Raw genomic sequence first — 14781 nt, forward strand, 5'->3', positions numbered from 1 at the left:
TACGAACCTCCGAAGAAAAACTAGGGTTTTCCCTAGCTAAACTCACCAGTCGGGGCATGGAATACAGAGTTAAGGCGGGTTTAACCTGTCGTTTTCCAAGTGTCTGTACCCACTCTTTAACGCAGACAGAATACACGTGACACCCGGTTGTGTGAGTGAGATCGGGTTGTCACGTGTATTCACTTCAAAATCCATAAATCCAGCATGTTGCCAAGTTACAAAACTGTGATCCTGGGCTGAATAGCACGGTCCTCCGGAGCGTTAACGATATTCAACCAATAAGAATACGCATAACCAACCCCTCTCCCCAAGAGAATCCACATCATTCCCAGGACGTCAAGCCTTGCAGGCCACATGACCCTCCGTAACCCAGTCAACAAAAACGCGCTTGGGCTGGGCGTTGAATATCGCCCGGCCCTGCCGTTCACAGTCAGTAGTTCGTCCAGAATTAAGGGTCAGCCGCGATCAGCTATTGCTGCGCACGATCTGCGCGCCCAGCTTGGCCATCAAGGGCTCAAAGATCGGGAAGGACGTTGCGATCGGGCTGCCGTCATCCACCGAAACGGGCTTTTGCGCGCCCATGCCCATCACCATAAAGGACATGGCGATCCGGTGATCCAGGAAGCTTTCGCAGGTCGCACCACCCGGCACCCCGTCCGCGCCCAAGCCTTCGACGCTCCACCAGTCCTCGCCCTCTTCGACGGTCACGCCATTGGCCCGCAAGCCGCGCGCCATCGCGTCAATGCGGTCGCTTTCCTTGACACGCAGCTCCTTTACCCCCGCCATCATGGTGGTTCCCGTCGCAAAGGCCGCGACCACCGACAACACCGGATATTCGTCAATCATCGAGGCGGCACGTTCCGGCGGAACCTCGATCCCCTTCATATTGGGAGAGAATTTCGCACGCAGGTCTGCAACTGGCTCGCCACCTTCTTCGCGTTCATTTTCATAGGTCAGATCAGCCCCCATGTCGCGCAATGTTGTAAACAGCCCGGCGCGGGTCGGGTTGAGCCCGATGCCCGGCACCAGAACGTCTGAACCCGGAGTGACCAGAGCGGCGCATACCGGAAACGCCGCCGATGACGGATCACGCGGAACGGCAATCACTTGCGGTTTCAGTTCAGGCTGACCGGTCAGCGTGATAACACGCCCCTCATCCGTATCTTCCACGGTGAGCTCAGCACCAAAGCCTGCCAGCATCCGCTCACTGTGATCACGCGTGGCTTCTTTCTCGACCACGATTGTTTTGCCGGGCGCATTCAGACCTGCCAGCAACACCGCGGATTTCACCTGCGCAGAGGGAACGGGAACCTCGTAGCGCACAGGGACCGGATCAGCCGCGCCAACAAGCGTCATCGGCAGACGCCCCCCCTCGCGGCCCACGGCCTTGGTTCCAAAAAGGGCAAGGGGATCCGTCACACGTGCCATCGGGCGCTTGTTCAGGGACGCATCCCCGGTGAAAGTGGCGGTGATCGGCTGGGTCGCCATGACCCCCATGATCAGCCGCACGCCTGTGCCGGAGTTGCCGCAATCGATCACAGTCTCCGGCTCCTGAAAACCGCCCACGCCCACACCAGTGACCGACCACTCGCCGCCACCGTGATCCGTGACCTCTGCCCCAAAGGCACGCATTGCCTTGGCTGTGTCCAGCACATCTTCCCCTTCCAGAAGACCTGTGATGCGAGTCTCTCCGATCGCCAAAGCGCCCAAGATCAAGGCGCGGTGGGAAATCGACTTATCCCCGGGCACCTCGGCCACACCTTTGAGAGGGCCTGCGCGGCGGGAGGTCATCGGGATGGGAGTGCCGTGTCCGGACATTGGGTCTTCCTCGTGAACTGCGTTGATCTGCTGTTACCGCATGACAAGCGGCGCGTCCACGCCCCCGTGCAGCGCAGGTTTGAAATCCATCCTATTCCAGAGGTTTTGCGCCGCGCGTTGCGCGTCGCGATGCGGGCAGGGCCGCGCCTTCGGCGCGGCCCTGCCCGGCCCAAGGGGATGAGATGCTTTTACAAAAGCAGATCAGACGCACGGGAGCACCTGCCTGACTTTTCCATAACCAGGTTTTGAAAGCAGGCCACGTCCATGGGCAAACAGCGTCAGCCGAGGCGGCGGAACGTTAGATAATGAGGGGTCCGCCCTTCGCGCAGGGCCTTTTGCTCATAGCGGGTCGAAATCCAGTCCGCCCATGGCTCCCGCCAATCACTCGGTCCCTCAGCCAGCCATTCAAACCCGGCCTGCGGAACCTCTTCCAAGGTTTGACGCACATAGTCGGGGATATCTGTGGCCACTCGGAAAATCGCGCCCGGCTTCAGGACCTGTGCCAGAGGCTCCAGATGCTCTTGTGTTACAAACCGCCGCCGGTGGTGGCGCGCCTTTGGCCACGGATCAGGGTAAAGCAGAAACGCCCGCGAAATAGACTGTGCTGGCAACACGTCCATCAGATCCCGTGCATCCCCCGGATGCACAGCGATATTGTCAGCCTTCACCCCTCGGATCTTACCCAGCAACATCGCAACCCCGTTGATATAGGGTTCCGCGCCGATGATACCCACATCCGGGTTTGAACGGGCCTGATGTACCAGGTGCTCACCACCGCCAAATCCGACCTCAAGCCAAACGTCCCGCTCTCCGAACAGGGTCTTCAGATCCAGCGGCGCGCGATCCGGGTTCTCATCCCATCCCACAGGCCCCGGGCTGAGGCTCGCCAGATCTTCTTCCAGATAGCGCTGCTGTGCCGGTTTCAGCTGCTTGCCCTTGATGCGCCCATAGAAATTACGCCAGGGCGCACCACTGGCGTGTTTCTCTGCGGCGGTGGGCTTTTGATCGTCTGACATCGGGCAAACATCCTGGGGTTGGCTGAATTTTCGGGCTGGTGGCCCCTCTGCCGTATCTGGCCCCCAGGGTCAAGCAGGGTCAAGCCACAGCGCTGTTTAACGCCCCCTTGGAGGGTGGTCACATGCGCCCCCAAATGCCACCTGCCAGAGCGTTCCAACCTCTGCCAACGCGGGCGCGGGAAACAGGGCCAGAAAACGCGCCTGTGCCGCCCGCGCAACCAACAGCCTGTGATCAGGAAAGACGCCGGATGCAGGCAGGATCATGGCATCCGGGCGCGCGCCAAGCCCTTGCAGGTGCGGCACCTGCGCTGCCCAAACGCGCAACATCTCCTGCGCATCCTTTTCTCCGCAAAGCGCCTCCTGGCCCGTTTCACCATTCTGAAGCCAGGCCGCCGCCAAAGGAGCAACCGTCGCCGCAAACCGCTCCATCGGAGTGCCGCAAGGCTCCGCCGAGGGCGCAAGTCGGCGCCTGATGGCATCAGTCGAAAGGCTCTCCGCGCCAATTGGTGCCTGGGTAACGTAACGCTGAAACTGCACAGGAGCCCCGCCGCACAGCACCAAAAGCCGCCTCAAACCGTCCAGAAGATCCCCGCGCCAGCCTTCAATCAGCGCCAGCCCCACCAAACGGCGCTGGGAAATCACAAGACGCGCCAAAGCCCCGCCCTCCCCATAGACCACCAGTTCGCGCGGCAACATAATGTCATCAATTTCAGCGAGGATCTGCTCCAGCGCGGATCCGCCCGCGGCCACATCCTGGCCTGCCCCCGCGGAACGCCCGGCCAGACGCTCCAACCGGGACAACAAGGCGGGGGGAGGCTCATCAGGTAGTCCGCCCCCCATCTGCAACTGCTCAGTGGGGCGCAGCGCTGCCGTTTTAGGGTTGAACCGCATCAACGCCCCCTCGGCGGCCGGGCCAGCGGGTCTGGGGCACCGCCGTCCTCAGACAACTGTTGCAAGATGTCCTGCACCGCCGGTCCCAAACGCTCTGCCGCGCCAATTCCATCACAGACCACAAGGGCCGCCTCATCCGCGGCTTCACCTGTACCATTGCGCAGAAACAACCGGGTTTCTCCGGGGACCAGCGCGATGACTGGCTCATGTCCCGCACCCAATCCGGCATCTGCCACCATCCTATAGGCCACACATGCCTGGGCGCATAACTCATCCAAAGCCTCCTGCGGACGCGCGCCCGCCGGGTCCACACGCAATACCAATTGCGCCCCCAGATCCCCATACCCCGCCAACAGGCAGCCCGGATCACTGGCACGCAACGCCGACAAGGCGTCCGCCAACCCCTTCAAAGGCGCAGGGGCGACCCTTTCCTCAGCACCTGCGCCGGGGCTGGACTCTACGTTTGGAACCTGATCCGTCTTCTCCATTCAAACCTCAGCGCCTTAGCGCGGAACCATTGGCGCACGCCGGTTTGCAGCAACTGCGTTGCGCTCGGGGCGCTCGCTGCGCCGTTCCCGTTTGACCCGTCGCGGCACCACCCGACCTTCGATCAAGGCCTCAGGCTGCGGGGCTTGCGTCTTGCCGCGATCGCGGGCCGCTTCCAGGGCGAGCGCCTCGGCCTTGCTGGGTTGCGGCTTGGCGGCTGCGCCTGCGGGGTCCGGATCGCTCCAGCGCACCAAAAGCTCAATCAGGCTTTCGACAAAGGCATCCGCACCGCTGGCCTGCCAGGCCTCTACATCGTCGCCCGCCTCAATCGCCTGCATCAGGGAGATTGGGAAAACCGACTGGAACCGCTCCCCCGCCTCGCGCATGACACGTTTCAGAACCCGCGCCTGATCGCGTTCATTCTGGAGCTTGTCGAAATGGGTCACCAACAAGGTCGAAGGCCCCGAGAGCCCTTCACGAATGCTGTCCCAGGCAGCAGCCTCGGACTGGCGCCAGGCCTGGGTGGCATGGGTACACCAGATGACCGCATCCACCTCGGGCATCAGGGCGCGCCAGACTTCGGTCGGCATATTGGGATCGGAAATCCCCGGCATATCGATCAGATCACACAGCTCCAAAGCCTCGGCAGGCAGGGTCAGGCGGATCAGCGCGGTGGTATCCAGCGGCACGTCTTCGATCTCGGACAGGTCGATGGCAGTTTCACCGCCGTCCATACCAACAACCGTTGCCGAAACAGGCCCGTGGCTGATCCAGACCGGCGGCAGACGGGTGGCTGTGACCTTGACCGGCAAAGGTTCCAGCCCCACCAACAGATGGGTCAGCGTGCTTTTGCCGGCGCTAAATTCGCCCATCAATGCCAAACGCGGTTTTCGTCCGGTAGGTTGGGATACAGGCATATCAGCTCCAATTGTCAGCACACCGGACAGATCAGGTGGCATAGGTTTTCAACACATCCAACGCCGCCCGGCTGGCCCGGCTTTGCGCTTCCAGCCCCTCATCGGCAAAGCGCGCCCGCAGGTCAGCACCCTGTGCGTCGGTAATCTCCGCCAGAATATCGCGCTGTTCGTCAAAAAATCCTTGCAGTCTTGCGAGAAAATGCGCCCGTGTGTCCGCAACCTGCACGGATTTCAGCTGAACCATGAAATCTTCGGTCTCGGCCACGATCAAACTGCGGAAGCGATTGGCAAATGCCCGATACCCCCGTGTGCGCCGCCACCAACTGGACCACCAGCCATCGTTGAAATCCAGCGCAATCGTCTGCCCCAATGCAACCGGAGCCGCCACATCCGGGACCTGCGGCAGGGCCAATTGCACGCCTTCAACCGCGCTGCCGAACCCTTGGTGCAAAAGGCCTGCCACATCGCGCACCGCGGCCTGATACCGCGCCTCTGCCGCCGCCTGCAGGCGGCTCGACATCACCGAATAGGCGGTGCGCAGCAAAAGACGCAGGCCCGCCGGGTCATATTCCCAAACGCTGTCCTCGCCCCATTGTTCCAGATGCTCGATCAAGGCACGTGTTGCCCGGTCCACAAAAGTGGCATGCGCCCGATCAGCCCGGTCACGATACGAGGCCAGCACCGCGTCCAGCTCTTCTTCGAGCGCGTCCATATGACGGTCCGCAAGGGTTTCAAAGGTCATCCGCACCGCATCCGGGGTCAACCCGGACAGCTGCGCGGTCTGCGCCCCCTTGCCACGTTGGGCCTGTACACGGATGGCATGGGCGGCCTCCTGTCCGCTGGCCACCGTCAGGGCCGAAGTGGCAATCCGGGTCAGTACCGCCTCCCCCTCTCCGCGCTGGATCCGGCTGCCCAACGCATGGTGCAGTCCCGGCAGGCCGGACAGCTGCCAGACCATATCCTGTGCCGGGCCTTTTGAGATCTGCGCAGTGCCGGATTTCACGCTGGCCTCGGCCCAGTTCAGGAGCGCAGCCGAGCTGGCCTTGGGCAGGTTTTCCAGCTGTCCCATCAGCGCGGCATTGGCCCAGAAAGCGCTGCCAAAGAGGATCTCGGCCTCTTGCGGTCCATGATGTGTGCGCAGAGTTTCGCGAATGGCGGCCTCGATCTCGGGGATCTGGTTGGCCGGATCGGAGAGCTCGTCGATACGGTTTACAAAGATCACCACTTCGCGGCTGTCCAGGCTTGCGATCATCCGAATAAGCCCCAGATCCACCGAGGTGAGCGCCTGCCCCGCTGACAGAACCACCACACACATCCGGCTGTCCCGCACCGCCTGGATGGTGATCTGTTCGCGCATCATAAAGGTATCATTGACCCCAGGCGTATCCCGCAGACACAAAGGGTGCGGAATGATGCCGCTGTTCAGATACAGATCCGCCGCACGGGTAATATCGGCAAAACGCCCCTGCTCCTCCCCCGGCTGATCCTCATCTTCGAAATCATCACCCAGGCAGATGTAGCGTTCGATCAGGTTCTTGTCGAAATAGCCATAATCATGCGCCTGCCCCATCAGCAGTTCAAACTTGCGCCCCAGACGCTTGCGTGACCGGTCGCGCATGGCTTCGATCTGTTCCCGGATCTTCTGCAATTCGCTCTCGGCACCGGCGCGACCGGCCATTTCTCCGATACGGCCACCCTTGGTCAGAAGACGATCCCATTCACCCTCGGTCATAAATTGGAACCGCGCACTGGTGTCCGCCCGCGCAGCGTCTGGCGACAAATGCAGCGAGGTCACAACAGAGGTCCAGGGGTTCACATCACTGGGCAGAAGATCCGACCAGCCCGCCATGGCATTGACCAGCGCAGTCTTGCCTGATTTCACCTGCCCCAACACGGTGACAGCGGGTTCATAGGCGGCAAGCTCGGCCTGTAACCGCCCCAGCGCGCGCTGCGTGCTCTCGCCTGAGACCGCATGAATATCGGCCAAGGCGCCCATCAGCTTCTGGCGTTGCCGCGCCAGATTGGCCAAAGGCTCCAGACCTGCGCCAAGATTTCCGGGAGCCGAGGCCGCGCGAATGTCTGCAGGTTCCTGCGGGCCCGGGTCTGCCACATGGGGCGCCGCGCCGGTCTGTGGGGCTGCGGTATCGGTTGGAAACGGACGTGCCACAGTCATGCGCGCCCCTCCTGCGCAGTGCCGACGGGCGGATCGGCGAGCTCTTTTCTGAGTTGCAGCAGCAAGGTCACCGCATCAACCGCCGCGTCTTCATCCTGTTCCAGCTGCAGCAGCATCAACATCTCTTCGCCGTCCTGACTGGCGTCGCGTGCGGCCTGCAGGCCGGGGCTGTCTTGGGGGGCGGTCAGCAGGGTTTCCGCCATGTCCCGCACCGCCAACAGACATTGATCCAGAACCGCCGCGCTTTTGGGAGCGTCACCGGCCTCTTTCAACATGGCCTCGGCCTGCCCCTGCAACTGCGCCAGGGCCCGCCCCAGAACTGCGCTGTTCGGATCGCTTACAGCCCGCGCCGAAGACGGTTTCTCGGTGGGACGCGGCGGCTGTCCCGCCGCCGGAGCTGTGGTCGCGTCAGATGGCGCGGTTTGCTGTGCAGGGATCGAGAGCTGCCACACCAAAGCCTCCGCCTGATCCTGCGTCGCGGCCCTTCCCTGCGCCACGCGGCGGCGCAGATCCTCGGCCAGACGTTGTCCACCACTGGCGCGCCACAGCTGCGCATCGCCGTCTCCAACACCAGCCTTGGCCTGAAGCCCCTGCCGCGCAGCCACCGGATAAAGGCCCAGAAAGCTGTCCTCTACAATCGGGACCAGCCGGGTCACGCTCTCTTTCAACGTTCCCCGCATGATCTGCTGATCGGCCAGCGTCAAAACCAGAAATCCACTGTCGCGCTTCCCCTCCGGCACGCTGGCCCACAGCGCCTGTTCCCCGGCCTCAAACGCCTGGCTGCACCACAGGATCACATCGCCATAATCGGCAGCATGCTGCAGGATCGCCTTTTGCTGGGCCAGATCCCCCGCCAATGTGATCTCTGTCAGGGTGATGGATCTGAGCAGCGGATGGGGCAACAATTGCCGCCCGCTGACCGTGCCTGTGGGAACCTCATAGTCCCCCAAATAACCGGGCACCGAAGCTCCTTCGCCTGCGCGGTCCTCGAAAATGGCCTCGGCAGCCGCGCCATAGGCCACTTCCACCAGCGCAAGCCCCGACACACCGCCCTGAACCCGTGTGCCCAGGAGCATGTCGATCACGGTGGACTTGCCGCTGCCTGAGGGGCCGATCACCACAACCTGAACGGGGCGCTGCAGCCTCTCCAGCACGCGCTTTCCCGTACGCAAGAGATCCGGAGAATGGCCAGGCGTGGCCAAAGCAGCCTGTAGCTGAGCGTCCAGCCCCGGTTCTTCGTCCTGTGGAAACTGCGGCGGTTCGAGGGAAACAGCGGCAGCGGGTAATGGTAATGCGGTCTGGGTCACTGAGACCTCTTGGATAGGCTGTGAAAATTCAACTGACCGCCCTGATGGTGGGCAGCGGCGACCAGCGTGGTCTTGCGGCGGCGGAAGGTCTTGCGCGGCGCATGGGGCAACTGCAGGGTCTCATCCGGCGGGCTCATGGAGATGGGCACCAGAGGCGGCAGAACCCGAATGACACAGAACGCCAGATTGTCCTGTTCCGCCAGCCCGATGGCCGCGACCTCGGCCAGAAGATGCTGGGCGATCTGGGCGGCCGGGCAGTCCGCATGGCGTGTCAAAATCCGCTCCAATGCGATGGTGTCCAGAGACATCAGCCCATCACTGGCCGCCACAATAACGTCGCGCGGGCGCAGGGTCAGCGGCTTTGCCGGACAATCGACCTCGGAAATATCACGCCCTGCCAGAACCGACGTCACACAGGCACGATCCGGATGCCTGCGTGCGGTTTCCGGGTTGATCCGCCCCGCAGCCACCATCTGATCCAGTCGCGCGGCCATAGAGTGATCGGCATTCAGACGGCGCAAACGGCCGTCCCGCAGTAAAAACAGGGGCGAGTCACCAACAGAGATCCAGTAGAGCTTGCGCCCCAGAATAACCGGAGCCAAAAGCGTGGCCCCCATCCCTGTGCGGGCAGGATCCGCTTCGGCATATTGCGCAAGGCACGCATTGGCGCCCTCGGCTGCCTCATGCAGGACCGGCGCGATACCCGCCTCCAACGCCTCCCGATCTCCGCTGCGCAGCTTCAGCTCGGCGAATACCTCGGTCACCACGATCTTGCTGGCGACATCTCCGCCTGCGTGGCCGCCCATACCATCCGACAGCACCGCAAACCCCAGATTGGATCCCGCCTGAAAATCGGCCACCACGGCATCCTCCTGCCGGTCCCGCCGCCCCTGGCTCAGCGCTGTGGCCGTATCATACACCAGATCAATCAAGATGCGCCCCGCCCTGCCAAGAGAAGTCAGGCCCGCACAGCGGCACAAACCGTAATGTGGTTTCTCCGACGCGGATCAGGTCACCGGCAGCCAGAGCTTCGGTGCTCAGAACCGGGCGCCCGTTGCGACGCACCAGATTGGCTTTGCCACCGTGGCCGATGAAAAATCCCTGCTGTTCCGGGTCAAAGGCAATTGCCGCATGCTGATCGCGCGAAATACTGCCGTCCCCAAAATCCAGCCGTATGGTCTGCCCCTCTCCCCGGCCAATGACACTGACACCGGCAAACAGGGTAAACCCCGCGCCGCGCCCCGGCCCTTCGACGACAACCAGCCAGCCCACCGGAAATTGCGATACCCCGCACTCTCCGGATGGGCCGTTCTGGGCAAATGGATCGCCGACCTCCGCATCGCCATCGAACCCCAGAAGGCGGGTTTTCACACGTCCTGCCCTCCCCGTTGGAAGGCCCGTCGGCAGGCCCAGATCCGCCTCGCCCAGATCCACCCCGGCCGCCGCCGCGGTATCCGCAAAAGCGGGCTCCGGGAAAGGCGCGCCCAGTGAAGGATCAGGCTTGGAAGGATCAGGCTTGGATGGCCCCCTATCAGGGTCTCCCCGCGTCACAGGTTCAAGATCGCAGGATTGCGGATTTTCGGCTGCCGCGACTTTGGCGACATCCTGCGTCATGGATGTGGACGCCGGATCCGTGACCAGCATTTGCGGATCCGGCGCCAAGGCCTGTCCCGAGGCCTGATGCGGGTCGCGTTGCCCTCGGCGCGAGCTAAAATCCGAGGGAAACGTCGCAAGCTCTGGTGACAGGACATCTTCGAGATCATTCAGTTCCTCTTCTGGAACCATCGGTTCTTCGGCAGCAGCTGCAACGCTGCGCACATGCAAAAACTCATCCGGGCCAGCATCCCAAGGATCGGCCTCTTCCGGCTCCCCACTGTCCGCGTCCGAGAACCTGTCCGCGTCCGGGAACGCGCGCTCTTCTCGGGCGACATGTGCCGCCTTGGCCGCGGCCTCCAGTTGCAACATCTTGGTGCGGTTGCGACGCGTAAAGATCCGGTAGGGGCGCTCCACCCCATCCGGCCGCGCCGCCTCAGCTTCAGGCAGGCCCCGTTGATCCGCGGTCTCTTCGGGAGCCTGCATGTCCACGGGCTGGGGTTCAGGCATCGGCGCGGGCGCTGACCGGGGGCGCGCGTTGACAGGACGCGACATACGAGCCGCCGCCGCTTCCGCCGCGGCACCGTCCTGTTTTGCCACCGCACTGTCCTGTTTTGCTAAAAACGACTCTAACGCATCATGCCCCGCCGTTGACGGGGCCAAGGATTCGGGCGCTGTAACTGGTTCTGGCGCAGGTTCCCGCACAGGTTCTCGCGCTGGGGTCGGCTCTCCTGCCTCATGAACCCGCGCAGCCGCATCCAGCTGCAATGGCGCAGGCGGCTGAGTGTTGGCACGGGTCTCCGCCAGAATTGTGGTCAACATGTCCCGTTCCGGTGCCGCAGCACCACTCTGTGGCAGGCTCATCGGACCTTGCTCTCGTTTCTCGCCAATAATGTCTTTGATGAACTTCATGTGGTCTTTCCATTCGCTGTCACGGCACTCAGCCGGTTGTCACTGCCCCAGATCCGCGCCACGCGATCCGCCCATCCGGCGGTTTGACCCTGTGCCTGGGCTTTGCTCTCTCCCTTGGGCGTGGCTTGCCCCGCAGGCTTGGCCCCCAATACCGATCCCGGCTCAAAATGGGCGTCCGCGTCCTTGTTCTGTCCGCGCGCCAAAGTGTCCTGCGCCTCCAGCCAGCGGTCCACATCGCCAATCGGGTTCCCGAAAATATCCACCATCTGGGACGGATGTTTGCGCCGCTTTGCAGGTGCCGCAGCCCGCCGCTCTGCGGGCGCGGGCCGAGGGGTCAAATTCCGGTTGGTCGCGGCAACCAGATCTGAGATCGCGGCCTCTGGCACCTGAACGGGCTGCGGCTCTGTCCCCTGTACCCCATCGGCCGACAGTCCCGTATCAACAGGCGCATCTGCAGCTGCTGCCCCCAGGTTCTGCGGCAGGCATTCGGCCCATTCCGAAACCGATTGAAACCGCATGCCCGGCAAGATCGACATCGCCTTGTCGATGGCGCGCAAGAACTCCGGCGCAAAGGGCCAGTCTCCCGCTTCCAGGAGCGGGCACGGGTCTTCATATCCCGCTGTCACCGCCTTGAGACGCTCCTGCGCAGGAACCGGCGGCCTCCCCGTTACCAAAAAATGGAAACTGGCCCCCAGCGCGTAAAGATCACTGGAAAACCGTTGCGGCATATCAGGTTGATAGAACTCGTGCGGGGAATAGCCGTCTTTGACCGAAAGCATCGCGCCCAGAGCGGTGTCCGCCTCCCCATCCATTCCGCTGGCCGCACCAAAATCGATCAGAGTCAGATGATCCTGCCCGTCAATCAGGAAATTGTCGGGGGAGATATCCCGGTGCAACATGCCCTGATCGTGCAACATCGACAGAGCCTGAAAAGCCTGTTCCAGAAGATGCGATATCAACCGCTGATCCAGCCGCGCGGGGTTCTCATCCCGCAGGGTCACCAGATCGCAGCCGTCAATGTAGTCCATCGCGATATAGGCCGTGCCGTTTTCCTTGAACACCTGATGCACGGTGACGATATTGTCGTGCTTGGCCCGCGCCAGCCACTGCGCTTCGCGCAGGAAATGACGCAGCACATTCTTGAAGGACTTGGCCCGATACGGCGAATGCGTGGCCACCTTGGCGCCCTCCCGGATACAAAACCCTGCGGGAAAGCACTCTTTGATCACCATCTGCCGATCTAGGCTGTCGCGGGCCAGATAGGTGATGCCAAAACCACCAGCCATAAGTTCTCGCTCAATCCGGTACTGCCCCTGCAGTAGACTGTGGCCATAGGGCAGCGCCACGACATCGTCGGTTATGCGGGCGGTCTCTGGCTGAGACGGAGTGGCACAGGTTTGGGGCAGCACGGATGTCGATCCCTTGGCAGGTGGTTGATACAGAAAAGCGTCGTTCTGACTCATCGCCGCGAGTGAAGCGCAGCGCATCTGGGCCCTCAAAGGCTCGGCAAGACCTGTGACGGAAATGCGGCGGAAAAGGGGCAATTGCGGCAAAGCTGCCTTATTCTTGCCGCAACTCCGCCGGAACGCATTAAAAACAAGACATTTATGTAGGCTTAACTTTATCTCTCATGTTTTGGTAAAATTGCATGAGTTCAGTGTTTTAGCGTCAGTATACCCCTGCATTTTAACGAGTTGCCTCGCAGGGCCGCAGCCGCGCTACGCCAGACGATTCTCACCGAGGCCCAGCTTTTGTCCCTTTGGGTCTATTCTGAGGTTTGCACGGTCCCAAAAACAGGCTCGCCCCCTTGCGCTTGGCAAAGGGACGTCACCCCGGACCTCCGAAACAAAAGTGGCAACACCACAGAAAACAAGTCTGTTGTACGACCGCACCAACACCGCAGAAGATCACCGGCACTGCCTGCGGCGACTACCCGGTTATACAATAGACAGATTTGGAAAGCTCAGACGGAACTCATTATTGAAACCCGCCTGTTCACAGTCCCGGACAGTCAAGGTGCCACCCATCAAAACTGCCAGTTCCCGTGCCAGCGCAAGGCCAAGCCCCGCGCCCCCCGCCTTGCGCGACAGGTGATCTTCGATCCGGGTGAACCGTTGAAAGATGACTTCGCGGTCTTCGTAGGAAATAACAGGACCACAATCACGCACCAGAAGTTCCAGCCCCGCACCCGGGACCTCCCCAGCGCAAAGACCGGCCTCCTGAACGGGGCGCAGCTCCAGGGTGATACAGCCTCTGTCACTGAATTTCACCGCGTTATCGGTCAAACATTCCACGATCCGGCTGACCCGTTCCCCATCCATCAAGTAACGCGCCGCCAAAGACGGATCCACCTCCAGACAGACTTCGATCTGCTTCTCACGCCGGTGCACGGCCGCCCGCGCCACCGCCAGCCAGTCGGCCGCCAGGCTGCGCACCTCGGTCGACGCTTCACGTGGCACAATATCATTGCTGTCCAGACGCGACAGATCCAGCATATTGACCAGCTGCCCGCTCAGCTGATGCGCCGCGCGATGGCCAAAATCCGCCTGCTCGCGGTGACGCAGGGGTACGTCCTCACTGGACTTAATCATCTGAAACAGCCCCAGAACTGAATTCATAGGGGTGCGGATATCCTGGCTCATATCCGCCAAAAACTGGGTCCGGGCCTGCGCGGCGATTTCGGCCTGACGCTGGGCATCCTCACGATGTGCAATTTCCTGATCCAGCTTCTGAACATACTCCGCCACCCGCGCCTCGTGACCGTGGAAAGCGTCCACGATCTGATCCAGCGCGTCCTGGCGGGGCCGGGTTTTGCGGTCCAGACGCAATTGGTGGCCCGCATCAACCGGTTTGGAGCGTGAAACATGCGCTGCAATCTGGCGCAAATGACGAATGAACAACCGGTGTACCACAATCAGCATGATCCCCGCCCCGATATAGGCTTTAGTCATGTTCGAAATCAAAAGCGTCCAGAACTGCGCCTGTACCCGGCCCCACACGGCGTCCAGCGTCACATGGACAATCATCCGGCCAACTGAAACCTTGCTCCCGTTGGAATTGGTCACCGAAAGCTCGAATTTTCCGACTTCGGAGTTTACGTTTTGCGCCCCCCGCATCCAGCTGTGTCCGGTCTGAGACACCACCGCCACATGGCTGATTTCATTATGCGCCATAAGCGCATCCAGAATGACCTCTACCTGATCGAAATCGAACTTCCAGAGCGCATGTTCAAGCTGGCGCTGCAAGATCTGTTCCACATGCACGAACACATTCAACGTGTCACGTTTCTGGCGTTCATAGGCGCTATAGACCTGCACACATGTCGCAAAGACCGACAGGACAGAGCTGACGCACAAAGAGGCGACCACCAGCCGCAGGCTCAGTTGGTCCGGCGCTGCAGCGCGTAGTCGGGCCTGAACAAAAGCCGGTATCGCCTGCAATCCGCGCCAGAGCTGGACCAGCCCCAGAACAACAGATGGCTTTGACCAGTCACGATCCCCATCCGCATACCCCATTACGGGATTCCATTGCCTGTCTTGGCTGCCATCATGATCGCACCGCGCATTTCTCTTCCCTTTGTGCCCTCCGGTGCCATCCCCGTTGGCACATCATCGGTCACTCGTTACCCAAACAGCCCAGAAAGACGTGCAAGACAGGCACGCCGCAAC

11 protein-coding genes are annotated in these 14781 nt (G+C 61.7%); all 11 read right to left on the reverse strand.

What is annotated here, in order from left to right:
• Positions 1-465: 465 nt before the first annotated feature.
• The 11 genes from aroA to ACXAEW_RS02175 all read right to left on the reverse strand — a co-directional run bounded on the left by aroA (position 466) and on the right by ACXAEW_RS02175 (position 14628).
• Positions 466-1818 (reverse strand): 3-phosphoshikimate 1-carboxyvinyltransferase, encoded by a 1353-nt coding sequence (gene aroA / locus ACXAEW_RS02125; RefSeq protein ID WP_474939737.1) that lies wholly within the window; start codon positions 1816-1818, stop codon positions 466-468.
• 278 nt (positions 1819-2096) lie between these two features.
• Positions 2097-2834, reverse strand: a complete 738-nt coding sequence (gene trmB, locus ACXAEW_RS02130) for a tRNA (guanine(46)-N(7))-methyltransferase TrmB (RefSeq protein WP_474939738.1) — start codon at positions 2832-2834, stop codon at positions 2097-2099.
• Between the two features lie 96 nt (positions 2835-2930).
• The gene (locus tag ACXAEW_RS02135; protein ID WP_474939739.1) at positions 2931-3725 is read right to left on the reverse strand and encodes a hypothetical protein; all 795 of its coding nucleotides are present in this window, start codon (positions 3723-3725) and stop codon (positions 2931-2933) included.
• A complete protein-coding gene (locus ACXAEW_RS02140; RefSeq protein WP_474939740.1) occupies positions 3725-4213 on the reverse strand; it encodes a hypothetical protein in 489 nt (162 codons plus the stop codon). The genes ACXAEW_RS02135 and ACXAEW_RS02140 overlap by 1 nt, the downstream gene beginning before the upstream one ends.
• A gap of 15 nt (positions 4214-4228) precedes the next feature.
• Complete coding sequence (locus ACXAEW_RS02145; RefSeq protein ID WP_474939741.1) at positions 4229-5128, reverse strand: dynamin family protein; 900 nt, start codon at positions 5126-5128, stop codon at positions 4229-4231.
• A gap of 31 nt (positions 5129-5159) precedes the next feature.
• Positions 5160-7301, reverse strand: coding sequence for a dynamin family protein (locus tag ACXAEW_RS02150; protein WP_474939742.1), 2142 nt, complete (start codon positions 7299-7301; stop codon positions 5160-5162).
• On the reverse strand, positions 7298-8608 hold the full coding sequence (locus tag ACXAEW_RS02155) for a hypothetical protein (RefSeq protein ID WP_474939743.1): 1311 nt from the start codon (positions 8606-8608) through the stop codon (positions 7298-7300). Before ACXAEW_RS02155 ends, ACXAEW_RS02150 begins: the two co-directional genes overlap by 4 nt.
• A complete protein-coding gene (locus ACXAEW_RS02160) occupies positions 8605-9540 on the reverse strand; it encodes a PP2C family protein-serine/threonine phosphatase (protein WP_474939744.1) in 936 nt (311 codons plus the stop codon). Before ACXAEW_RS02160 ends, ACXAEW_RS02155 begins: the two co-directional genes overlap by 4 nt.
• On the reverse strand, positions 9533-11113 hold the full coding sequence (locus tag ACXAEW_RS02165) for an FHA domain-containing protein (protein ID WP_474939745.1): 1581 nt from the start codon (positions 11111-11113) through the stop codon (positions 9533-9535). Before ACXAEW_RS02165 ends, ACXAEW_RS02160 begins: the two co-directional genes overlap by 8 nt.
• Positions 11110-12600, reverse strand: coding sequence for a serine/threonine protein kinase (locus tag ACXAEW_RS02170; RefSeq protein WP_474939746.1), 1491 nt, complete (start codon positions 12598-12600; stop codon positions 11110-11112). Before ACXAEW_RS02170 ends, ACXAEW_RS02165 begins: the two co-directional genes overlap by 4 nt.
• Before the next feature lie 450 nt (positions 12601-13050).
• Positions 13051-14628 (reverse strand): sensor histidine kinase, encoded by a 1578-nt coding sequence (locus tag ACXAEW_RS02175; protein ID WP_474939747.1) that lies wholly within the window; start codon positions 14626-14628, stop codon positions 13051-13053.
• Between the last annotated feature and the right edge of the window lie 153 nt (positions 14629-14781).

Source organism: Epibacterium sp. ABZ3_068 (genome assembly GCF_056159265.1).